We start from the raw sequence: 22,032 nt of genomic DNA, 5'->3' as shown, positions 1-22,032 counted from the left end.
TCAGGGGGCGAGGAGGTTGCTCAAGAAGGCCCACTCGTCCTGGACCAGGACCGTCGCCCATTCGCGCTGGAGCGAAGGCAGGGGCCAGTTTTCAATCTGCACCTGCCGCGAGGATTGAATGACCTGACGAAGCGGCTCATAGCCCTCGGCCACCTGGGCGCGCATCTCCTCGTTCCCCACCAGGACCGCGCCCTGCTCCATCATGCGCAATCCCACGCTGCGCTCCACCAACGTGTTCTCCGCCCGGATGCGCGCTCCCAACGTGAGCAACGCCTTCCCCAGCCGGTCCTGTTCAGCCAGGGTGAGCTGGTCCTTCGTCGCCGCTGCCCGTTTCGTAAGCACCGAGGCGGGTTCCAGGACCAGGTTCGAGATCGCCACCATGAAGGCCTTGTCGAATCGCGAGGAAGCGCCCGCGGCCTCCAGGCGCCGCTCCGCATCCACATACAACTGGGACAGCGAGACGTTGCGGTAGTGCTTCAAGCTGGCGATCCGATCCAGCGCCACGATGTCTTCGTGGGTGAGCGGCGTCTCTTCCGAGGCATCCGCCATCAACAGGAGCAGCGGGATGCGGGACTCGTTCGTCTCAGGGCCGTGCGCCTCGAGCTTGAGCCGCACGGTCTCGCGCGCTTGCCGCCGCAGGTCCGCGTGCAGGCCGTCGGCGTAGCTGAAATACTCGTGGGCGGAGAGCAACAGGGGCAGGTCCTCCATTTCGGAGAGGTGCTCCACGAGCCACCGCTGCTGGGGCTCCGAAGCCTTGTGGTCCGCCAGGACAGCGACGAGGCGCGACTCCACGGACTCGGTCCGCGCCCACACGTCGGAGACGACATTCTTCACGTCGATGGCGACCTCCGGATACCGGCTGTTGTCGCGGAGGGAGGGACGGCCCGCGCTCTTCCACGCTTCGGTCACCGACTCGGTCCACCCGGGCTTGGGCGTCCGGCGCCGCTGCTCGACGAGCGCCATGAGCATGATGGCGTCCGGTTTGTCAGGGGCCATCTCTCGGAGGAGGATCGCGGTCCGGGCCGCTTCATCCTCGGCGCCCTGCTCCAACTGCAGACATGTCTGGACCATCAGCGCTCCGGGATGCTGGGGCGCCTCCTTCAGGATGGCGGCGAGCTCCGTCTGGGCCTGGGCCAGCTGCCCCTCCCAGAGCTGGTTCGCGGCCACATGGACCCGCGCGTCGATTCGCTTCCGGACCGCCTCCTGTTCCCCCGAGGAACGCTGGCAGGCCACACTGGTGAGCAGCAGGCCCAGGGTCAGCAGGGAGCAACAGCGACGAAGGGATGCCATGCCCACAGCCTACGCCCGTCCATCGCCGACGCGGAGCTCGCGCAGGTGTTCGACCACCCAGAGGTATACCGGTTCGACGTCCTTGAACTGGTTGTTGGAGATGGCCATCACCAGCGCTTCCGCCTCATCAATCGTGGCGTCCACCTCCAGGCCCATGCACGCCAGGGCCTCGCACATGGCGAGCCAGGAGATGCGCTTGTTCCCGTCCACGAAAACCTGCTTCGTCGCGATGTAGAAGAGCAGGTAGACGGCGAACAGCAGCCCGGGCACGGCCTCCGGCGGAGCGCCGTACTCCTCCGCGGTCCAGGCAGCCCCCAGGGTCGCGCCAGGGCCCAGCGCATCGCGGACGCCCATCCTGCCGCCATGCGCGGCGATGCCCTTGGCCTGCAACTCCTGGAGCCGGGCCAGGCCGCAGAACCGGTCATACGGCTGCGTGTCACTCATTGCGCCAGCCTCCGCAGCAGCTCACTCCACTTGCGCAGGGCGTGCGCGTCACGGACCTCGGCGGGAGGGACCGGCACGTCCACACCCTGCTCGCGGATCCAGATGAGCCGGGGGTTGGGTCCTCTGACGACCATGGCGGAGACTTCGCGCAGGTGAGCGGCCTGCGCCACCAGTTCCGCCGTGGCAGCCAGCGTGAGAATCCCGCCCTCTCGCGGTGCAAGCTGGATCGTCGGCGTGTTCGACACGCCAGGATCGATTCCTTCGACAGTGCCGTGAATCACTTCCAGGTGAGGCAGCATCCCGAGTCCCCCGCAAGCATCCGCTGCTCGAACGCCATGACATCCTCTCATGGCACGACAAGGGCGCGCAGGTGCTTCCATTCTTCATCCAGAGCCGCCTGCACCCCGTCAGGCCCAAGAACGACCATGCGCCCAGCCTACGCCTTCTTCCTCCGAGTCCCAGACCGGGACTTTCGCGTCAACTTCACCTGGTTGCTGCCCGCGGACCACTGCCGGCCTTCGCGCGACTCCCAATCACGCACCGCGCGGGCCACGAGCGGAGCCTTGTCCTCCAGATAGTCCAGCGTCACGCGCCGCTGCTCGTACTCCTCCAGCCACTGCCTTCGATACCGGACCACGCGCTCATCATGGTCCAGTCCCAACAGACGAAGCGTCTCGGCGGCTCGCTCTCGTAATCGCGGCGGACAGCGCTCCGTGACCTGGAGCTGAAGCGATGGAAGCAGGAGCGCGAACCACCCGTCCTCGACTTCAAACGGGTCCAACAGGCGAGCCGAGACCAGCGCCTGCTTCCGGCTGTTGAGCCATCCAGCCGAGTACCGGAAATTGGTCCACTCATAGGCAAGCCGCCGGTCTTCATCGAGGGAGATGAAGTGGTCGACGGTGCCTGGCGCGCCCAGATACATCGCGGTGTAGGCACACCGTTCGAAGAAGGCTTCCGCGAGTTGATCATTGCAACGCCGCCAGTATGCGGGCGGACGGCGGAGGGACTTCGGGTTGCCTTGCAGCCACCGGCGCCCGGGCGCTCTCACCCGTGAATCGAAGTCCTCAGGCTCTCTTCTTGGATCGCACCGGATCACGGCCGCCTCCCCCATCACGAGCGACGACCCACCGCGGCCAGAACGGATCCTGCTCCGGGAGCAGACGCCGTAGTTCGGCGTCGATCTCCTTCAGGGTTCCCACGCCCTCGCGCGCCCCTCGCATGTAGGCCTCGGCGGCCTCCACCGCGCGCTCTGTCTCCAGGGCGCGCGCTTGGGCCAGCCCCATGACAGGAGACGTGAGCCAGTCGTTCGCATCCCCCTGCTTCGCCCAGGGGAGATGCCGCAGGTTCACCTGTCCCCTCTCGAGCTGGAACAGGAACAAGGCATCCTGCTCCTCATCGAAGAACGGCTCCAGCGAGGCCAGGACCAGGGGGGAGTGGGTTGTCAGGAAGGTCTGGACGGAGGTCTCGCGCGCGAGGCCGTCGATGACCTGGATGAGCGACCCCACGATGCGGCGCTGCCACAGCGGATGAAGGTGGGTCTCCACCTCATCCACCAACAGGATGAACCGGGGGTCTCGTGGCTTCCCGAGAAACGCCGAGGCCTGGGTGTGCTCGTGCCACGCCCAGACGATGAGGTAGGCCAACCCGAGGATGCGCCGCATGCCCGCGGAGGCGTGCACCACCGGGATGGTGCCGTACGGCATGTCGATGGTCGGGTAGTCCTGGACGTCTTCCACGGCCAGCCGCGTGGGCCTTCCAGGACGGATCGGCTCGTCCTTGGGTGAGAGCTGCTCCAGCGCGCGCTTCAACATCTGGAACGGTGAGTGCGCGGAGCCGTCGTCCTGAAGCTGCCAGGTCAACCAGTCTCGGACGAGCCCGTTACAGACCGTCTTCCCCTCGTATTTCAGTCCCTCCCACAGGTCCTGGGGAGAGAAGTGGAAGGCGTCCGGTCTGCGAGGCAGGTCCGGGTCCGAACGGGACGTCTTGTGCCAGTAGTTCCGCGCGGGATCCCACACCGAGAAGCTTCCGTCGACGCGGGCATAGACAGTGAGGCCCGGCATGCTCGGGCGCCCTTCGGGCCAGGGCCACAGCTGCCGTTCCGGGTCGAAGTGGCTCGTCTTGTTTGACGCACGCTGGGTCTTGCCCGTCAGCGCCCAATCAATCCGACGCCGCTTCGCCCCTCGATGAGGCCACGCCGGCAACCCGGGCCATGTCCCCGTCAGGCTCCACCACGCCACATCGAGCAAAAAGCTCTTGCCCAACCCGTTGTCGCCCGTCAGGACGTTCAGCCGGGGTGCGAACTCGACGTCCAGGCGAGGCGCGGGGCCAACCCCCTGAAGGTGAAGCTCTCGGAGCATGCGCCGACACTTAGCGCATCCCGTCCGCACCGCCCACTTCTGGAAGCCTGGATGGAGAGGGAACACCCATCCAGCGCACACCCGCCCCACCCTCCGACTGCTACACTCCCACGCCTCCATGGCCAACCAGGATTGGGTCTCGCGCCTGCTCACCGGGCGTGCGTCGGCGGACAAGGGCCTCAGCGTCCACCTCTCCGAGCGCGACGGCGGCAGCCTCCACGACAAGATGCGGCAGGCGTATTGGTGGATCACCAACAACGCCGTCATCTGCCCCTACTACGACATCGAGTTCGGCGGCACCGCCGCGCTCAAGAACACCGCCGGGGACGAGGTCCACCTCCCCGAGGACATGAGCTACAGCTCCTTCGTCCTCATCCCGCTGCTCACCCTCTTCACCTGCCGCCGCGCCCTGCTCGTGGGCGGTCCGGGCCGCGGAAAGACGACCTCCGCCATCCTCATGGCCCTGCTCTCCGGCATGGGCCGCGAGGACGTGCACCGGGGCATCCAGCGCGGCCACCCGCAGCTGTCCATCGCGGACCTGCTCGGCGCGCCCCTGCCCTCCGACATGCTCAAGGCGGAGGACCTGTCCGCCGTGAAGGTCAGCTGGCGCAAATGGATTGGCCAGCGCGTGAAGATCATCGACGAGTACAACCGCATCCCCACGAAGACCCAGTCCGCCCTGCTGTCGCTCCTGGGCGAGGGCTACGCGGAGATGATGGACCAGTACGTCTACACCGGCCGCTCGTCCTGGTTCCTCACCGCCAACGACGACCAGGGCGGCGGCACGTTCCAGGTCATCGAAGCGCTCAAGGACCGCCTGGACGTCGTCGTGCGCGCCGTGCCCTTCAACTCTGGCTTCGTGGACACGCTGCTCCAGCGCATCGAGTCCGACAAGTCCCCGGAGGAGCTGCTCCCCAGGGACATCGTCTTCACCCCCGGCGAGCTGGAGAACGCCTACAACGCCATCCTCGCCGTGGAGGTGCCCAAGGGCGTGCTGGAGCGCGTGGCCTTCTTCCTGGGCCAATTGGACTTCTGCCGCATGGCGTCCCCGCGCTTCGAGTTCAAGCACAAGGACACGCTGAAGCTCGCGGGCCAGACCGTGTCCGCCGTGTGCAACGAGCAGTGCCCGTTGGACAAGAAGGTGCACCTCTGCACGCAGACGGAGAACGGCACCAGCGTGCGCGCGTACCAGACCATCCTCCACTTCGCGAAGGCGCTCGCGTTCTTCCGCGGCCACCGCGTGACGGAGCTGGAGGACTTCCGGCAGATCATCCCCTGGGTGCTGCACGAGAAGCTCACCCCCAACGCGCGCAGCCCCTTCTTCGAGGTGAAGGGCAACAAGCTGCTGCTCCAGGACCGCGTGGCGTGGATCCGCAACATGTTCGACATGGCCATGGCCCGCTACGGCACGCACGCGCCCGTGCGCCAGAAGGTCGCCGCCCTGCGCGCGGAGCTGGACCTGGGCCTGTCCGGCGTGGACCTGCGCACCACGGAGAAGCGCCTGTCCGCCGTCACCGTGCTGATGAACGACCTGATGACCCGCCAGGAGCTGTCCGGTCCGGTGTACGAGGACCTCATCCACTTGAAGTCCCTCTACAGCCGCTACCGCAACTACGCGACGTGGTTGAAGGAGAACCCGGGCGGTCAGGGGAAGCAGCCATGAGCGAGTTCGTCGACGAGTTGGAGAAGCAGGCCCGCGGCCGGTTCGTGCGCTGGGATCGCACGCTGTGGGACGAGTTCCTCAAAGGCCCGGGGGTCCGCATGGGCCGGGCGCTGTCGAGCGGTGACGCCGCGGCGGGAGAGGAGACCCTGCGCACCTACCTGCGCCTGGGCGCCGAGGGCATCGGGCTGGGCTACCTGTATCCGCGGTCCGCCGGCAGGGAGAACTTCTTCACGCTCGCGTGGACGGACCTGCTGCCGCGCCTGCTCCCGGACCTGCGTCAGGAGGAGCGGGCCGCGGCGCTCGCGCGCATGTGGAACCTCGGCGAGAACCTGGAGTCCGCGCCGCCCTGGGTGCAGCGGCTGTTCTGCCGCCTGGGCTCGAACCTGTCCTCGCTGGAGGACCTGGAGGGCCACCTGCACGCCATCGCCAACGAGGCGATGGAGCCGCCCACCCAGGCGCTGGGCGACACGTCCACCGCGCAGTGGGTGGACCTGTCCCAGGAGGACGCGCGCTTCATGCCCGGGGAGATGCACTTCCTGGCGCCCGCCGTCGTCTGCGTGCACGACCGGCACCGCGCCACCGCCGCGGGCGGACGCGACGCGGCCACGCAGGGCGTGTGGCTGGTGAAGAAGCCCATCCTGCTGGGGCCCATGGGGTGCAACGCGCGGCTGGAGCCCTCGACGGGCAAGCCCTCCAAGGCGCTCACCTCGCTGGCGCAGCGCGACCCTCGCGCGGGGGACTGGTACAGCACCCAGCATAACGAGTGGCGCGCGGTGGCCACGATGCACACGTCCCAGTGGCTGGCGGTCATCCTGCCGGCATGAGCGCGGGCGCGGCCTTCACCCCGGAGGAGGTGGAGCGGTGCTGGCGCGACGCGCTGGCGCTGTGGGACGTGCACGTGCAGTTGAGCCCGCCCGAACCGCACCAGCCCTTCCGGCCCGGCGAGGCCGCGCCGGACGAACCGCTCGCGTACATCGACCTGGCGCGCCGGCAGGTGTTCGTCCACTTCGACCTGCTCGTCCGCATGGGCGCGCGCGACAGCCTCACCGCCGTGCTGGCCCATGAAGTCGGCCACCACGTCCGCTTCCCGCACACGCTGGGGTGGGACGCGGAGTTGCGCGTGCTGGAGCAGCGCCTCATCCCGGGCCTGGGCCAGTCGCTCACCAACCTGTTCTTCGACCTCCAGGTGAACGAGTTCGTGGGGCGCACCCACGCGGAGGCGCTGTGCCAGGTGTACCGGGGCTTTCTGCGCACGCCCGACGGACGCAAGAAGAACAAGTCCCAGAAGAAGCAGGACGGCGACACGGGCACGAGCGGGCCGTCCCCGCTGTTCTGCTTCTACCTGGCCATCTACGAGGAGCTCTGGCGCCGCGAGCCCGGACACCTGGTGCCCGAGGCCCTGCTGCCGAAGCTGGAGGAGGCCTACCCGGGCTTCCGCGCGCAGGCGCGCCTGTTCGTGCAGACGTTCTACGCGCTGCCCGACCCGCGCCTGCAATTCCTCTACTTCTGCGCCGCGTTCATCCGCTTCATCGACCTGCCTTCGGAAGTGGGCTTCCGCATCCCGCTCGCGGGCGACCTGGGCGCTCCGGACGAAGGCGACCTGGACGCGGCGGTACAGGCGGGCGGCCGGTGGCAGGACGCGCTGGACGAGGCCCGCGCGAACGGCTGGCTGGACGACTCGCACGACACGAAGGAGTCGGATCCGCTGGAGACCATCCGCCGCGCGACCGCGCACCGTCCCGGCGACGATGGCGGCAGGCTGCGGCGGGCGCTGGTGGGCCGGTACTACCGGCGGCTCGTGGACCCGTACATCCTCAAGCTGCCCGCTTCGCCCTCGAAGCCGGAGCCCTACCTGCGCACGATTCCGGAGGCGTGGGAGTACGGCGACGACCCGACCACCATCGACTGGACGCTCACGGTGGTCGCGCAGGGCCACCTGGCCGCCGTGACCCCCCTTCGCCGCGAGTTGGAGGCGGACCTGCCGCCGCCGTCGGACCTGGGCGTGCCCGCGCTGGAAATCTACCTGGACACCAGCGGCTCCATGCCCAACCCGCAGCAGGACCTCAACGCGATGACGCTGGCCGCGCAGGTGCTGTCCGCCTCCGCGCTGCGCAAGGGCGCCACGGTGCGCGGCATCATCTACTCCGCGGACAACCCCATCGTGTCCCCGTGGATGTACGACGAGGAGACGGCGCGCGACTTCTTCCTGCACTACATCGGCGGGGGGACGTGGTTCCCGGTGGAGGTGATGGAGCAACTGTCCGAGGAGCGGCCGGACGCGCTGCGCGTCGTCATCTCCGACAGCGACTTCCTCCACAACATGCGGCAGGAGGGCGCGCTGCCGCGGTTTGTCCGAGGGATGAACCGGTCGCGCCGGGTGGTGGCCTTCCTCGCGCTGCCAGACGACGCGCCCGCGCGGCAGGTGCTGGCGCCGGTGCTGGGCAGCCCGCGCTTCCGGCTGGCGACCGTGCAATGGATGTCTGACTTTGGCCGTGCCGCCGCGGCACTGGCCGATGCCCTGTTGGAGAAATGATGGCGGTCTCGATTCCCCACATCCGTGAGCAGCTGGCGGCCATGCCCCTCGTGTCGCCGTATCCGCGCGACCTGGCCGTGGCCGTCGTCTGCGACACCTTCCGCATGGCCAGCCAGCGCCCCCCGTCACAAGCCGAGTGGGCGAAGCTGGAGCAGCGCCTGAAGAACCCGCTGTTCCAGGAGCAGGTGGGCATGCTCGCGCACGTGCTGCTGGTGTCCGACCTGCGCAAGAAGACGGTGCTCTACCTCACCGCGGACCGCACCCCGCAGGCGCGGCTCCAGCAGTTCTTCGAGGAGATCCATCCCCTCACCGCGGAGATGATCCGCTCCAACGTCTTCCGCCAGGAGGAGTTCCTGCGCAAGTGGCTGGCGGCGGTGGGCGCGGACGTCGAGGGCGAGACGGAGGCCGAGTCGAAGCGCCGCCTCAAGGACCTGGACTACCGGCAGGCCGTGACGGACCTGCGCAAGGTGGAGGAGGCGCGCAAGAAGGAGGCGGACCGGCGCCAGGAGATGCTCCAGGAGGCCCAGCGCAAGGAAGCCGAGGCCCGGGGCTGGCGCGAGTGACGCTCGGGGTCGCGCCCAGGGCCCGCATCCGCCGCGACAGCCAAACGCAGCGCCCGCACCTGCCGTGGGCGCTGGACGTGGCGGCGGGGCTGGCGCGAGGAGCGGCCACGGTGGACGAAGCCACCGCCCGCGCGGAGCTGGAGGCGCGCCTGCCCGCCTTGCGTGACGCGCTCCGGGGCTCGCCCTACTACGTGCGCGTGCTGCGCGAGTCGGGCCTGCACCCGGGCGACCTGCGCCGGCTGGAGGACCTGCGGCACTTCCCCGCGCTGGACCGCGCCACGCTCGCGCGCCACTGGGAGGACGTGCCCACGCTGCCCGCCGCGTCCGACGAGTGCGTGGTGGTGAGGAGCTCCGGCACCACCGGCGACCCGGTGAACGTGCTCCGAGACCGGCGCGACTGCCTGCTCATGTGGGCCGTGCTTCGCTTCTTCACCGGGCGCACGAACACCGTGCCTCCGCCGCGTCCGCGCGTGGTGCTGCTGGACGCGCTGCCGGGCGGGCTGGAGTACTCGGTGCGCCTGCCGCTGTTCCACGACGGCGCCCTGCACCGCGTCTCCGTGCTGCGCGACGACGCGGTGGCTCGCCTTCAACGGGTGAAGGCCTCCATCGTCTTCTCCGACCCGGAGGGGCTGCGCTGGCTGCTCGCGCATCCGGAGGTGCCGTCCCCCCGGCTGGTGCTCACCTCCGCGCAGCACCTGCCGCACGCGCTGCGCGACGCGTGGAGGCAGGAGCGCGGCGTGCCGGTCCTCAACTACTACGCCGCCACGGAGACGGGGCCGCTCGCGTGGGAGTGCATGGAGGACGCGAACCGGGGCCGCTTCCACGTGCTCACGCCGGACGTCTGGCTGGAGCCGGACGGGGACGAGGTGGTGGTGACGCGGCTGCGCCCCAGCGTGCTGCCGCTCTTGCGCTACCGGCCCGGGGACACCGGCACCGTGCGGCGCGACGCGTGCGCCTGCGGCTTCCACGGCTGGACGCTGACGGGCTTCGGCGGACGCGGGGCCTGCGCGTTCCACACGCCTTCGGGCCGCGCGGTGGACGCGTGGTCGCTGGCGTGGGTGTTCAAGCACCACCCGCTGCGCGCGTTCCGGCTGACACAGGTGGGGTTGGAGCGCTTCACGCTGGAGCTCTCGGGCGCGCCCGCGGACAGCGTGGCGGCGCTGCGCGAGCGGCTCACCGCGGCGCTGCGCAACCTGGGCTGGACGGCGCCGGTGGTGGACGTGCGTGGGGAGGAGGGGCTGGCGCCGGCCGCCAAGCCGCTCCCCTTCCGTTGCGAGCTGGCGCTTCCTGGATGAGCCGGGCCTTCGCCTGGCCGTTTGCCCTGGATTCCCGCGCCTCGCGTGAAGATTCTCCCAGGGAGGGTGCACCCGCACGGAGGACACATGGAGACTCGGAAGCTGGGCAGGCAGGGCCTCACCGTTTCGGCGCTGGGCCTGGGCTGCATGGGCATGTCGGACTTCTACGCGGGCCGTGACGACGCGGAGTCAGAGGCCACGCTGCTCCATGCGCTGGAGCGGGGCATCACCTTCTTCGACACGGCGGACGCCTACGGCCCCGGCCGCAACGAGGAGCTGGTGGGCCGCGTGCTGGGCCCCCACCGCCAGCGCATCGTCCTGGCCACGAAGTTCGGCCTGGTGCGTGACCCCGCGAATCCCCAGTCGCGCGGCGTCAACGGCCGGCCGGAGTACGTGAAGCAGGCGTGCGACGCGAGCCTGAAACGCCTGGGAATGGACGTCATCGACCTCTACTACCTGCACCGCGTGGATCCGAAGACGCCCATCGAGGACACCGTGGGCGCGATGGCGGAGCTGGTGAAGGCCGGCAAGGTGCGCTTCCTGGGGCTGTCGGAGGTGAACTCGGAGACGCTGCGCCGCGCGTGCGCCGTGCATCCCATCACCGCGCTCCAGTCGGAGTACTCGCTGTGGAGCCGGGACCCGGAGGACGGCGTCCTCCAGACGTGCCGCGAGCTGGGCGTGGGCTTCGTCCCCTACAGCCCGCTGGGCCGCGGCTTCCTCACCGGCCAGTTCAAGCGCTTCGAGGACCTGCCGGAGGACGACTACCGCCGCCACTCGCCCCGCTTCCAGGGGGAGAACTTCCAGCGCAACCTCAAGCTGGTGGAGCACATCGACCGGCTCGCCGGCCAGAAGCGGTGCACGCCCGCGCAGCTGGCGCTCGCCTGGGTGCTGTCGCGTGGGCAGGACGTGGTCCCCATCCCCGGCACCAAGCGCCGCAAGTACCTGGACGACAACCTGGGGGCCCTGGACGTGAAGCTGACGCAGGAGGACCTGGCGGCCATCGAGTCCATCGCGCCGCCGGGCGTGGCCGCGGGCGAGCGCTACCCCACCACCATGCAGGGCTTCCTCCAGACCGACACCCGGAAGGAGACACGCTGACGGCCGGCCCCTGGCCCGTCCGCCCCGCGCATTTATGACCGCGCCCGCTCCGTCCCGCCCGCCGCATCCGCCGGCGCCCCCCTCCTCCCCGTCTCCGCGCGCGCCGGGGCCGTTCCAGAAGGAAGAGGGCTCCGCGCTGCTGAGCTATGGGCTGGCGACGGCGGGCGTCCTGGTGGCGTTCCTCGCCCAGCGGCTGCTGTGGCCCTACATGTCCAGCGCCCCGTTCCTGGCCTTCTTCGCCGCCGTCGCGTTCGCGGGCTGGCGGGGAGGCTGGGGACCGGGGCTGGTGGCGACGGCGCTGTCGCTGGTGACGGTGGACTACTTCTTCCTGTCCCCGCTGGGGAACTGGATGATCCACCCCGGCAACCTCATCGCGCTGAGCTTCTTCCTCGCGCTGTCGATGTTCGTGACGTTGCTCAACGTGCGCCTGCGCCGGGCCAACGCGGAGCGCGCGGACCTGCTGGAGCGCGAGCGCGCCTCCCGCGCCGCCGCCGAGTACGAACGCGCGCGCCTGCATGAGCTGTTCATGCACGCGCCCGCGCACCTGGTCATCTTCCGCGGGCCCCAGCACGTCTTCGAGCTGTCCAACCCCCTCAACTCCGCGATGCTGGGCAACCCGCCTCATCTGCTGGGCCTGCCCGCGCGCGAGGTGGGACCGAAGGAGGAGGCCGAACGCGTGGCACGCATCCTCGACCACGTCTACGCGACGGGCGAACCCTTCGAGGGCCGGGAGGTGTCCCTCAAGCTGCCACAGCCCGATGGCTCCCTCCGGGAGTTCATCTTCGACGTCACGTACACGCCCACGCACGACGCGCACGGGCAGGTGGACGGCATCGCGGGCTTCGGCTTCGACGTGACGGACGTGGTGCGCGCCCGCTCCCGGGCGGAGCGGTTGGCGCGCGAACTGTCGCACAACGAGGAGCACCTGCGGCTGCTGGCGGGGGCCAGCTCCTTCCTGGCCACGTCGCTGGACGACAAGGCCACGCTGCGCAACGTGGTGCGGCTGGCGGTCCCCACGCTGGCGGACTGGTGCCTCATCGACAGCGCGCGGGAGGACGGCACCTTCCAGCGCATGGAGGTGGAGCACGCGACCACGGAGCCGGAGTCGCTCGCGGAGCCGCTGCGGTCCCGCACGACGTACGTGTCGGGCCTCCCCACGCTGGCCGGCACCGGGCCGCGTCATCAAGGGCAGCCCTTCTTCATCGAGAACTTCACCGACGACGTCCTCCCGATGTTGACGGACGACCCGGAGCGCATCGCGCTGCTGAAGGAGCTGCGCGTCCGCTCGCTGGTGGTGGTGCCGCTGGTGGCCGGGGAGCGTTCGCTGGGGTTGCTCAGCTTCGTCACCACGCACCGCTCCGGGAGGCGCTACACGTCCGCGGACCTGCCCTTCCTCCAGGAGCTGGCCAACCGCGCCGCGCTCTCCATGGAGAACGCCAGGCTGTACCGCGAGGCGCGGGAAGCGGTGCGACTGCGCGACGAGTTCCTGTCCATCGCGAGCCACGAGCTGAAGACGCCGCTCACGCCGCTCAACCTCAAGCTCCAGTCGCTGCGGCGCGAGCTGGACCGCCACCCGGGCCCGGTGCCGCGCGAGGTGGTGGAGCGCTACCTGGACGTGGGCTCGCGGCAGCTGAAGAAGCTGGCGGAGCTGGTGAACGACCTGCTGGACGTGTCGCGCATCGCGGCGGGACGGCTGTCGCTGGAGTGCGTGCCCATGGACCTGGCGGAGCTGGTGCGCGACGTGGCAACCGCCTACGAGGGCCCCGCCGCGCGCTCCGGCTCCGTGCTCCAGTTGGAGTGCACGGACGCCACGATGATGGGCGTGTGGGACCGGCCGCGCCTGGAGCAGGTGGTGGTGAACCTGGTGGACAACGCCATCAAGTACGGCCAGGGGCGGCCCATCCAGGTCCGGCTGGAGACGCGCGACGGCATGGCGGCGCTGACGGTGCGGGACCAGGGTATCGGCATCTCGGAGGAGTTCCTGCCGCGCCTCTTCGGCCGCTTCGAGCGCGCCGTGAGTGACCGCCACTACGGAGGCCTGGGACTGGGCCTCTACATCACCCGCACGCTGGTGGAGACCATGGGCGGCACGGTGCGGGTGGAGAGCCGCCTGGGCCAGGGCTCCGTCTTCACGGTGGAGCTGCCGCTGCCCGCGCTGACGGCGGACGTGGGAGCTCCGGCGCCCTGATCAGGACGCGGCGCGAGCGCGCGGCAACTGCGCGTGGGGTTCCCAGGGGCCGCTGGAGCCCAGGCAATGGCGGCAGGTGGCGAGCGGCGTGTCCCGCTCCAGGTAGCCCAACAGCCGCGTGAGCAGGTCCGGGTCATCGAGCGGCACGCCGTCGTGTTCGACGAGCGCGGGCAGGTGCGGATGCTCCGCGGCGAAGACGGTGGCGACGTGGGGCGGACGGGTGCAGGTGTAGAAGCGGCCCTGGTGGACCAGGTGGCAGCGCTGCTTGAGCCAGCACGTGTCGAAGACTTCGCGCACCTGCGCGTCGGACGTGAGCGGCGCGTCCGGGGTGATGCGCTGGAAGCGGTCGATGGCCTTCACCGTGAGGTGGACGCCGTGCCGGTCGCAGCGCTCGGTGATGCGGGCGATGGAGCGCTCGGGCAGGGGCGCGGACGTGTAGAACGACAGCGTCATCCGGTCGAGCCGCTCGTACACGGCGTCGGGAGCGCTCTGCGCCAGGAAGCCGTTGGTGGTGACGGACACCTGGTCGGTGAGCCCGGAGGCGCGCACCGCGTCCAGCACGGCGGGCAGGTCCGGATGGAGGAAGGGCTCGCCGCCGGTGAGCTTGAAGACGTTGGGCTTGAGCACGCGCGAGAGGCGGCGCAGGTCCTCGGCCAGAGCCTGGGGGGACACGGCCCACGCGGGCAGGTGCGGCGACAGCGGGCAGCACTGCGCGCAGCGCAGGTTGCAATGCGTGGTGACGTGCGTCTCCAGGGACCAGGTGAGGACGCGGCTGTCGTGAAGCTCGTAGCGCACGGCGCGGGAGTCTACTCCCTGAATCAGGAAGAAGTGCCGGAGCGGTCGGCCGTCAGCTCTCGGTCAAGACGAGCTGATCCATGGCACGGGTCATTGCCACATAGAGCAGCCGGGCTTCCTCCTTGGCATCCGGCCGCTCGGGTGCCGGGCGCTTGAGGCGGGGAATGGCGACGACAGGAAACTCCAGCCCCTTGCTGGAGTGGAACGTCAGGACCTTGACGCTGGCCTCGGAGGACTTGAAGGCGGATTGGCCAGAGCCCTTGCCCACCCACTGCAGGGGAATGCCCATGTGGCTCAGGCGCTGAACGGCACGCTGACCGATGTCCGCACTGCGATAGAGCAAGGCCATCTCATTCCAGGCGTGGCCTTCGTCATGAAGCTGCTGGAAGCGTCCCCCGATGTATCGCAGCTCTTCATGCAGGTTGGGCAGCGTGACGACCTTCGGCACAGGCCCGCGGCGTCCCGCGGATTGGGGTTGGACGAGCGGAACGCCATCTTCATCCGCGTCGTTGGGAGTCAGCACCTCCCGCGCGAAGTCGGCGGCGAATTGAAGGATGTCTGCGGTGTTGCGGTAGTTCAGTCGCAGGATGGTGGTACGGCCCTGGGCCTGGATGCCCACGCTCCGGAAGCTGAACCGCTTGTGCGGATAGATGGCTTGGGCGTCGTCGTAGAGCAGCAGGAGCGAGTTCGTGCTCGGGTCCACCATCTGGGAGATGAGCTTGAACCACTCCGGTTGGAAGTCGTGCCCTTCGTCGATGAGCACGGCTCCGTACTGCGCCCGGGGAATGAGACCCCGATCCACGGCGGCGATGACCCGCTGGACGAGCTGCTCGACGAACTCACCGGACGGCAGCCCCTGGGGTGGAAGTCCCACGTGGAAGTGGCGGAGCTGGGCGTAGCACCAGGCATGAAAGGTCTGGATGACCACTTGCCCTGAGAGCCCCTGGGCGCGCAGCAACTGCTCCAGCCAGCCATAGAGCGGCTTCCCAAAGCAGAGGACGAGGATGGGGCGATGGAGCGCTCGGGCCAACTGCAAGCAGCGATAGCCCAGGATCATCGTCTTGCCGGAGCCAGCGACTCCGTGGATGACCCGGTGCCCTTCCCCCAGGCTGCGAGCCAGCTGCTCCTGCTGGAGGTCCATGATGCGGATGAGGTCCGGAACCGAAAGCTCCAGCTCGGCCTGCACCGGCGCGGAACGGGCAAGCGGGCCGCTGCCAATCCGAAGCTCGGGGAAGATGTGCCAGCGGATCCGGTCCAGTTGCGGCAGTGAGATGGGCTGCGAGGGGGACCAGGGGAACATGTCCCAGAGCCGCTTCTGGAACCGCTCGGGGTCGACGTCTTCCCCCATTTCATCCCGGCAGATGACGCGCGAGGGAGGCAGCACCTTTCCCAGGTCGCCCTCGTCGAACTGCTTCCGGGTGATGTTGGAGAGGACGACCCCATGGCTCCAGGGCAGGACGAGCCGGCCCCGGTGCGGACCCTCGGGGTTCACGAGCATGGGATCGCGCTGAAGCAGCGTCGCGATCTCCTGGACGTAGATACGGGACTGCTCAAAGGGGTTGGCCACCTCCTTGAGGCCGGTTTGCGTCACCAGGACCGCTCGTGCCTTGTCGATGGTCTGGAGGGTGTCGCGCTTCCAATCCTTCACTTCGAGGACCAGCAGCCCCCGGCGCGGATGCAGGACGATGAAGTCCGGATGGTGACCCGTGCCACCGATGGGGACGTCGTACCAGAGCAGGTAGTCGTCCTCGAGCTTCTCCTCCAATCGGCGAGCAAACCGCTTCTCCCCGGCCTGCATCCGCGAGAGGCACTGGTTCAGGGAGGGGATCAGCGTCGCCATACGGAAAGTCTGCCTCCTGGGAGCCAAGGTGGACAACTCCACCTTGAAGCACCTGGACTCAGGGTTCCCATCCACCGCGTACTGGGCTCCTGCTAGGGTGGCCCGGCCCATGACGAAACTGAGAAGACTCAAAATTGAAGAATTCCGGCACGTCGCCGCAGGCACGGAGCTTCACTTCCGCGATTCCCTCAATCTCCTCCTGGGCAAGAACGGCAGCGGCAAGACGACGCTGTTGAACCTCATCGTCATGGCGTTGCGCGGGGACTTCACTGAGATCCTGGAGGAGCCCTTCCAACTCGAATACGAACTGGAAGCAGACCAGGACCGGATTGAGGTCCGCCTGCGCAATACCCTTCGGTTCTCCTCGGTGGGCTTCCCTCCACCAAGTGGACAGGGCACTGTCTGGGGCTGGGCTTCCTTGAGCGGGCAAGGCACAGGCTGGGGTGACTCGGTGCTTACCCGAGCCAACTCAGGCGCACGGCCTTCTGTGATTGGCGAAATCACCCTCTCCGGCCCTAACTTCACTCCTCCGATCACCGTCAGTTTCGAAGGGGAGCGAGTCGTCATTCGCACACCCGAGAAAGTCCTCAAGGAACTCACGGACTTTTTCGTTGGCCCGTCCGACATCGCGAATCTTCCAGATATCGTATCGAGCATCCAGTTGGCGGATTCTGGCGAGTCCTACGGCCCCGCTGCAGCACGGCTGATGACCGTGTTCGGGGTCAATTACTCCGTCAAGCGCCTGGACGAGTCGCTTGAGCTTTTGACGCAAGCCATTTCCAATTCACGCCTCTTTTCTGCACGTAACATTCCTCAGCCAGGACAGCTAAGGGGAGGACTCCTCTTCTTTGGTGACTGCCCCGTGTCCATCCTTGGACAGGCCAACGTTCAACTCACCCAGCACAATGATGCGGATGAAATCCGCCTCAGCACCAAAGACGACACCGCTGAGTTCTTAAGCAAGTTTATTCGCCTTGTGGGGTTGGATGTTGCAAATGCCAAGCTCGCGCGAACGGCACGCCGCCCCATCGGATATACCGAGGAAGTCGACTTCGGGAATCTTCGGTTTGAGTTCTCCAGGCGAGACAGATCAATCCTGTCCTACTCCCATCTAAGTTACGGACAGAAGCGGCTCCTCGCCTTTTACTACCAACTGGCGTTCACCTCACCAGTCGTTGTTGCCGATGAACTCGTGAACGGCATGCATCATGAATGGATTGAGGCGTGCCTGGAAGACCTGAGTAGCCGACAGGCCTTCCTGACAAGCCAGAACCCATTGCTACTTGACTATCTGTCATTTGAAACAGCTAAAGAGGTCCAATCCTCCTTTGTCCTCTGCCGTAATGTGACACAGGATGAGCGAACTCAATTGACCTGGGAAAACATGTCCGCAGAAGAGGCCCAGGGCTTCTTCGATGCGTACCAGGTGGGCATCCAGCACGTCAGCGAGATCCTGCGAACCCGAGGGTTGTGGTGAGCCCCTCGCAGCCCGCCTTATCTGTCCTGCTCTTGAGCGAGGACTCTGGGAGCGACGCCTTCGACACCCTTGAGCGGCTTGCGAAGGAGATCTTGAAGCAAGTCGATGCGTACACTCGGACACAGCCTGCCCGTCTTTCCTTTGAACCTGTTCGCCAGGAGGAAGCGCTCAGAGCCCTTCATGCGAATGTGTGGAAGAGTGACAAGGCTCGCGACCGTCGCAACCAGGTAGAACTGGTCAGGACCCTGGCAACTCAGCTCATGCGAGAGCACGGCTGGGCATTCTTTCATTTCGATGGAGATCGGCCCTGGTCTGAACGCGCATCGAGTGAAAACATGGCGAAGTTCAGCCAACTCATCGAGGCGAAGGTCTACAGGCTCATCGTCGAGCAGCTTTCGGCCCTCGCAGGACGCGCCGCCACGCCCGTCGCGCAGCGGGAGGTCGAAGCCCAAGCGCGCCAGCGGATGAAGCGCCTCAAGCGGATCGTCCCGTTCTACAGCATTGAAGCCTGGCTCTTTCAAAACACCCGCGAAGCCATCCGGCTTTGCGAACGACATTACGGCGGGCGTGATGCCGACCAGTTCCAGCGCTGGGAGCAAGAGCGGCACGCACTCGATGAAGTAAGCAAGCCCAAGGAACGAGTTTGCCTGGGCGCGAAGCACAACCACACGCTTGCATCCGAGGCATTCCCTACGCGCGATGTGTATGCCGCTGGCTGCTCGTTCGCGTCGGTCGTGGACGATTTCCGACAGGACGAAGAGCTGTGTGAAGCGCTCCAGCAGACGTACACCGCGCCAGTGACATCAACGTAGTCGCTCGCTTGGTGGCTTGCAGGTCGCCTACGTCCAACTGTTCACGCACCCACCGCCCCGGGGGCCCGTATCCCGCCACGAGTCCCAGGGATACAGGTGCGCTCCCATGGCGCCGCCCGAGCAATTCGAGTCCTCGAAGCTCCGCACCCTCGATGTCCTCCTGCGTGAGGGTTTCGACCGGGCCTCCCTGGAAAAGACCGCGGCGGCGCTCATCGGCGCGGCGCAGTGGATCATCCGCCCGGTGCCGTTCGAGCCCACCGGCCGCTCGTTCGACCTCCTGCCTCCAGGCATCATCGAGCCGGCAGAGGCGTGGGAGCTGGCGCGCCGCCTCCGGGCAGACCCGAGCGTGGAGGACGCGGATCCTGCCTTCGAGGCAGTCTATGCGGAGCAGACCGAGGCCACCGACACGGCGCCCACGCTTCTCAAGGCGCAGCGGGTGGAGGCCAGGCCGGGGGCGTTCAACGAGCACGATTGCGATTGGAGCCCACGCTTCGTGAGGGCGGATGAGGCGTGGACCCTGGCCGGCGGCGCGAGCCAGGGCGAGGGCATCCTCATCGGCCATCCGGACAGCGGCTACCTGCCCCACCCCGAGCTGGGACCGAACTTCACGCCAAGATTGGGCTGGGACTTCATCGACGATGACCCCACGACGGAGAACCCGGGCGGAGGCCACGGGCTGGGCACCGCGAGCGTCATGTCGAGCCCCTACAACGACCCGAGCGTGGACGGCCCGAAGCTGTTCGTGGATGGCGTCGCGCCGAAGGCCGAGGTCGTCCCGCTGCGCGTCTCGAAGCCCACGCTCTTCGTTCCCTCGCCGGTGCTGTTCAACGTGGGCGTCGACCGGCTGCGCGACGCCATCGGGTTCGCCATCCAGCGGCGGGTCCACGTCATCAGCATCAGCCTCGGGTGGCTGCCCAATGCCGGCCTGCACCGGATCATCCAGCAGGCCGTGCGGGAGAACATCATCGTCATCGCCGCCGCGGGCAACTACACGGGGCCCATCGTCGTCTGGCCGGGCGCGTATGACGAAGTCGTCGCGATGGCCGCGTGCAACGCGAGCGCGCAGCCCTGGGCCTTCTCCGCCTTTGGCAAGGCCGTCGACGCCACCGGCCCGGGCGAGAACGTCTGGGTGGCGCAGCCCGACGACAAGGTCGGGCAGAGCAGCGGCACGTCCTATGCGACCGCGACCGTCGCGGGGATCGCCGCGCTCTGGCTGGCGCACCATGGCCGGGACGAACTGCTCGCGAAGTACCGGGGAGGGCCGACGCTCGCGCAGGTCTTCCGCCATGTGCTCCGCGCCACCTGTGACAGCTGGCCCCAGAGTCAGCTCGCGTGGGGCGCGGGCCTCGTCAACGCGAAGGCGTGCCTCGAAGCCCCGCTCCCGGACGTGACGGAGCTGGAGTCGTTCACCACGAGGGCGCTTCTCCGCGAGTCCTCGGACACCGTGGCCTCGACCTTCAGCGGCCTCCAGCAAGCCGACGTCCTGAGAGGCCTCGCGACCACGCTCGGGGTCGATGAACAGAAGGCGGTGCGGCTCGATTCGGAGTTCGGGCGCGAGCTGCGCTTCTGGGCGCTCACCGATGCCCCCTTCCGCCGGGCCCTCCAGGAAGGGGCAGGCGGAGAGCGTCAGGCGCTCAAGGCGCGTGCTCAAGCCGCCCTGCCCCCCTTCTCTCCGAGCCTGCGGGCCGCGATCGGTTAGCGCGCTTCACAGAACGCCAGCACCTGGGCGAATGGATGTTCGGTCAGGACGCCGAAGAGCTTGTGTCCGCCGAGCTTCGCCTTGGAGAGCGCGGGGCTGCTCAGCCCGCAGAGGAAGCGCGCCGCCTGCCTGGGATACCCCAGCGCCTCCGGGTGCTTCGCCACGAGCGAATGGAACGTGGCCACGTCCAGCTGTTCGCGCAGGTCCGGCCGCGGATGCGGCGGCGGCAGCACGCGCGCCACGCCCGTGCGGCAGTACGTGCAGTGGCCGCACGGAGCTTCGCGCTGCTCTCCGAAGTGGGCCACCAGCGCGTTGCTCTGACAGCCGTCGTGCGTGACGAGCCGGAGTACGTCGCGCACGCGTGACACCTCCTGGACCTCTCGCTTCAGGAAGCGCTCCTGCAACAGGGCCACGAGCGCCTTCGCGTCCTCGTGCTCGCGCAGCCGCGTGTAGCGCTGACGCGGTTCGGCCACCTGCACCTCCGCGTAGCCCTGCTCCTGGAAGTAATCGAGCGCCTTCACCACCCGGTCTCTCGGCTGGTCCAGCGCCTTCGCGACTTCGGCGGGGTCGAACGTGTACCAGGTGCGTCCCTTCTTCGCGTGCGCGAACAGGTCCTTCACGAAGCGCGCGCGCTCCCCCTGGAACTTCCCGATGAGCGCCTCCACCGAGCCCGCTGGCTGCACCTTGTAGCCCGCGTAGAACGGCGTGCCCTGGCGCAGCACGCCCTCCAACTCCAGGTACGTCAGCGCCGTGCGCAGCACCAGGGGCCGCAGGTCATGGCGGTTGCCCAGCGCGTACATGTCCAGCTGCAGCTCCGGCCCCGAGGACAGCAGCTCCTTCACCAGCGCCGTCAGCGCCTCCGGCAGCGGCGTGTCCCCGAGCGCGAAGTTCTCCAGCGTGGGCACGTCATCCGGGCACGCGAGCAACTCCACCACGGAGGGCTTGCCGTCACGGCCCGCGCGGCCGATCTCCTGGCTGTAGCTCTCCAGGCCCTTGGGCAGGTTGTAGTGATACACGGCGCGCACGTTCGCCTTGTCGATGCCCATCCCGAACGCGATGGTCGCCACGACGATGCCCTTGTCGGAGTGGGTCCACGCCTCCTGCACCCGCTCGCGGTCCTCGGATTCCAGGCCCGCGTGGTAGGCGCTGGCGGGCAGGCCCTCCGCGCTCAGGAGCGCCGCCACGCGCTCCGCCGTCTTCTGAAGCGTGACGTAGACGATGGTGGTGCCGGGCGGGCGCGACTTGAGCCGCTCCACCAGCAGGGCATCTCGCGCCTCCGGCCCCGTGGGCGTGGTCTCCAGCGTGAGGTTGTTCCGGTAGAAGCCGGTGACGACCGCGTGTGACTCCGGGATGCCGAAGCCCTCGCAGATGTCGTGCACCACCTGCGGCGTGGCCGTGGCGGTGAGCGCCAGGATGCGCTCGGCCTGGAGCGTGCGGGCCGCCTGCGCGAGCTTGAGGTAGTCCGGCCGGAAGTTGTGGCCCCACTCGGAGACGCAGTGCGCTTCGTCCACCGCGAAGAGGGAGATGGGGAGCTCGCTCAAGAGCCCCATGAAGCGCTCGTTGTTGAAGCGCTCGGGGGCCACATAGAGGAGCTTCAGCGTCCCGTCTCGCAGGGACTCCGTCACCTCGCGTGACTCCTCCAGCGACAGGGACGAGTCCAACCGCGCGGCGCGGATGCCCCGCCGCTCCAGCGCGTCGATTTGATCCTTCATCAACGCGATGAGCGGTGACACCACCACCGTGAGCCCTTCGAAGAGCAGCGCGGGGAGCTGGTAGCACAGCGACTTGCCGCCGCCCGTGGGGAACACCGCGAGCGCGGAGCCGTGGGGCTCGAGCAGCTTCGTGAGCACCTCGCGCTGTCCGGGCCGGAAGGACTCCAGCCCGAAGCGCTCCCGCAACACCACATCCACCGCATCCGTCCTCATCCCAGGAGGATATCGCACCCTCCCCGTGAGGCCGGTGGCCTCCCAACGCTTCC

Annotated in this window: 18 protein-coding genes; 10 read left to right on the top strand and 8 right to left on the bottom strand. The window is 68.2% G+C overall.

What is annotated here, in order from left to right:
• The 5 genes from JYJ93_RS05155 to JYJ93_RS05135 form a co-directional block, all read right to left on the bottom strand.
• Window positions 1-1,290 carry a hypothetical protein gene (locus JYJ93_RS05155; RefSeq protein WP_206786964.1) on the bottom strand — a complete coding sequence of 430 codons (1,290 nt, stop codon included), beginning with the start codon at window positions 1,288-1,290 and terminating at the stop codon, window positions 1-3.
• Window positions 1,291-1,299: 9 nt separating this feature from the next.
• Complete coding sequence (locus JYJ93_RS05150; protein ID WP_206786963.1) at window positions 1,300-1,734, bottom strand: Fic family protein; 435 nt, start codon at window positions 1,732-1,734, stop codon at window positions 1,300-1,302.
• Window positions 1,731-2,033 (bottom strand): hypothetical protein, encoded by a 303-nt coding sequence (locus JYJ93_RS05145; RefSeq protein ID WP_206786962.1) that lies wholly within the window; start codon window positions 2,031-2,033, stop codon window positions 1,731-1,733. Before JYJ93_RS05145 ends, JYJ93_RS05150 begins: the two co-directional genes overlap by 4 nt.
• A 137-nt stretch (window positions 2,034-2,170) precedes the next feature.
• Window positions 2,171-2,782, bottom strand: coding sequence for a hypothetical protein (locus JYJ93_RS05140; RefSeq protein WP_206786961.1), 612 nt, complete (start codon window positions 2,780-2,782; stop codon window positions 2,171-2,173).
• Between the two features lie 16 nt (window positions 2,783-2,798).
• A complete protein-coding gene (locus JYJ93_RS05135) occupies window positions 2,799-4,091 on the bottom strand; it encodes an ATP-binding protein (RefSeq protein WP_206786960.1) in 1,293 nt (430 codons plus the stop codon).
• Window positions 4,092-4,209: 118 nt separating this feature from the next.
• On the opposite strand from JYJ93_RS05135, the gene JYJ93_RS05130 reads away from it, so the two are divergent.
• The 7 genes from JYJ93_RS05130 (at window position 4,210) to JYJ93_RS05100 (ending at window position 13,431) form a co-directional block, all read left to right on the top strand.
• Window positions 4,210-5,754 carry an AAA family ATPase gene (locus JYJ93_RS05130; RefSeq protein WP_206786959.1) on the top strand — a complete coding sequence of 515 codons (1,545 nt, stop codon included), beginning with the start codon at window positions 4,210-4,212 and terminating at the stop codon, window positions 5,752-5,754.
• Window positions 5,751-6,578 carry a hypothetical protein gene (locus tag JYJ93_RS05125; RefSeq protein ID WP_206786958.1) on the top strand — a complete coding sequence of 276 codons (828 nt, stop codon included), beginning with the start codon at window positions 5,751-5,753 and terminating at the stop codon, window positions 6,576-6,578. The genes JYJ93_RS05130 and JYJ93_RS05125 overlap by 4 nt, the downstream gene beginning before the upstream one ends.
• Window positions 6,575-8,287 (top strand): M48 family metalloprotease, encoded by a 1,713-nt coding sequence (locus JYJ93_RS05120; protein ID WP_206786956.1) that lies wholly within the window; start codon window positions 6,575-6,577, stop codon window positions 8,285-8,287. Before JYJ93_RS05125 ends, JYJ93_RS05120 begins: the two co-directional genes overlap by 4 nt.
• Window positions 8,287-8,850 carry a hypothetical protein gene (locus JYJ93_RS05115; protein ID WP_206786954.1) on the top strand — a complete coding sequence of 188 codons (564 nt, stop codon included), beginning with the start codon at window positions 8,287-8,289 and terminating at the stop codon, window positions 8,848-8,850. The genes JYJ93_RS05120 and JYJ93_RS05115 overlap by 1 nt, the downstream gene beginning before the upstream one ends.
• The gene (locus JYJ93_RS05110; RefSeq protein ID WP_206786953.1) at window positions 8,847-10,145 is read left to right on the top strand and encodes an AMP-binding protein; all 1,299 of its coding nucleotides are present in this window, start codon (window positions 8,847-8,849) and stop codon (window positions 10,143-10,145) included. Before JYJ93_RS05115 ends, JYJ93_RS05110 begins: the two co-directional genes overlap by 4 nt.
• 87 nt (window positions 10,146-10,232) lie before the next feature.
• Entirely contained in the window at window positions 10,233-11,243 is a 1,011-nt protein-coding gene (locus JYJ93_RS05105) for an aldo/keto reductase (protein ID WP_206786951.1), read from the top strand.
• A 34-nt stretch (window positions 11,244-11,277) separates the two neighbouring features.
• Window positions 11,278-13,431: an ATP-binding protein gene (locus JYJ93_RS05100; RefSeq protein WP_206786950.1), complete on the top strand. Its 2,154-nt coding sequence runs from the start codon at window positions 11,278-11,280 to the stop codon at window positions 13,429-13,431.
• On the opposite strand, the gene JYJ93_RS05095 is transcribed toward JYJ93_RS05100, so the two are convergent.
• Both JYJ93_RS05095 and JYJ93_RS05090 read right to left on the bottom strand, forming a co-directional pair.
• Window positions 13,432-14,226, bottom strand: coding sequence for a radical SAM protein (locus tag JYJ93_RS05095; RefSeq protein WP_206786949.1), 795 nt, complete (start codon window positions 14,224-14,226; stop codon window positions 13,432-13,434). It lies immediately after the preceding gene.
• 52 nt (window positions 14,227-14,278) lie between these two features.
• Window positions 14,279-16,066: a 3'-5' exonuclease gene (locus tag JYJ93_RS05090; protein WP_206786948.1), complete on the bottom strand. Its 1,788-nt coding sequence runs from the start codon at window positions 16,064-16,066 to the stop codon at window positions 14,279-14,281.
• A gap of 109 nt (window positions 16,067-16,175) precedes the next feature.
• Here JYJ93_RS05090 and JYJ93_RS05085 point away from each other — a divergent pair, with 109 nt between their 5' ends.
• The 3 genes from JYJ93_RS05085 to JYJ93_RS05075 all read left to right on the top strand — a co-directional run bounded on the left by JYJ93_RS05085 (window position 16,176) and on the right by JYJ93_RS05075 (window position 20,054).
• Window positions 16,176-17,543 carry an AAA family ATPase gene (locus tag JYJ93_RS05085; protein ID WP_206786947.1) on the top strand — a complete coding sequence of 456 codons (1,368 nt, stop codon included), beginning with the start codon at window positions 16,176-16,178 and terminating at the stop codon, window positions 17,541-17,543.
• Window positions 17,540-18,355 carry a hypothetical protein gene (locus JYJ93_RS05080; protein WP_206786946.1) on the top strand — a complete coding sequence of 272 codons (816 nt, stop codon included), beginning with the start codon at window positions 17,540-17,542 and terminating at the stop codon, window positions 18,353-18,355. The genes JYJ93_RS05085 and JYJ93_RS05080 overlap by 4 nt, the downstream gene beginning before the upstream one ends.
• A 106-nt stretch (window positions 18,356-18,461) precedes the next feature.
• Entirely contained in the window at window positions 18,462-20,054 is a 1,593-nt protein-coding gene (locus tag JYJ93_RS05075) for a S8 family serine peptidase (protein ID WP_206786945.1), read from the top strand.
• On the opposite strand, the gene JYJ93_RS05070 is transcribed toward JYJ93_RS05075, so the two are convergent.
• Complete coding sequence (locus JYJ93_RS05070) at window positions 20,051-21,964, bottom strand: ATP-dependent DNA helicase RecQ (RefSeq protein WP_330166761.1); 1,914 nt, start codon at window positions 21,962-21,964, stop codon at window positions 20,051-20,053. The two genes, JYJ93_RS05075 and JYJ93_RS05070, sit on opposite strands and share 4 nt — an antisense overlap.
• Window positions 21,965-22,032 lie beyond the last annotated feature (68 nt).

The sequence above is a fragment of the Corallococcus sp. NCSPR001 genome (assembly GCF_017309135.1).
Taxonomy (GTDB): Bacteria; Myxococcota; Myxococcia; order Myxococcales; family Myxococcaceae; genus Corallococcus.
The sequence above is the reverse complement of the archived record's forward strand: the minus strand, read 5'-3'. Positions and strand labels throughout refer to the sequence as shown.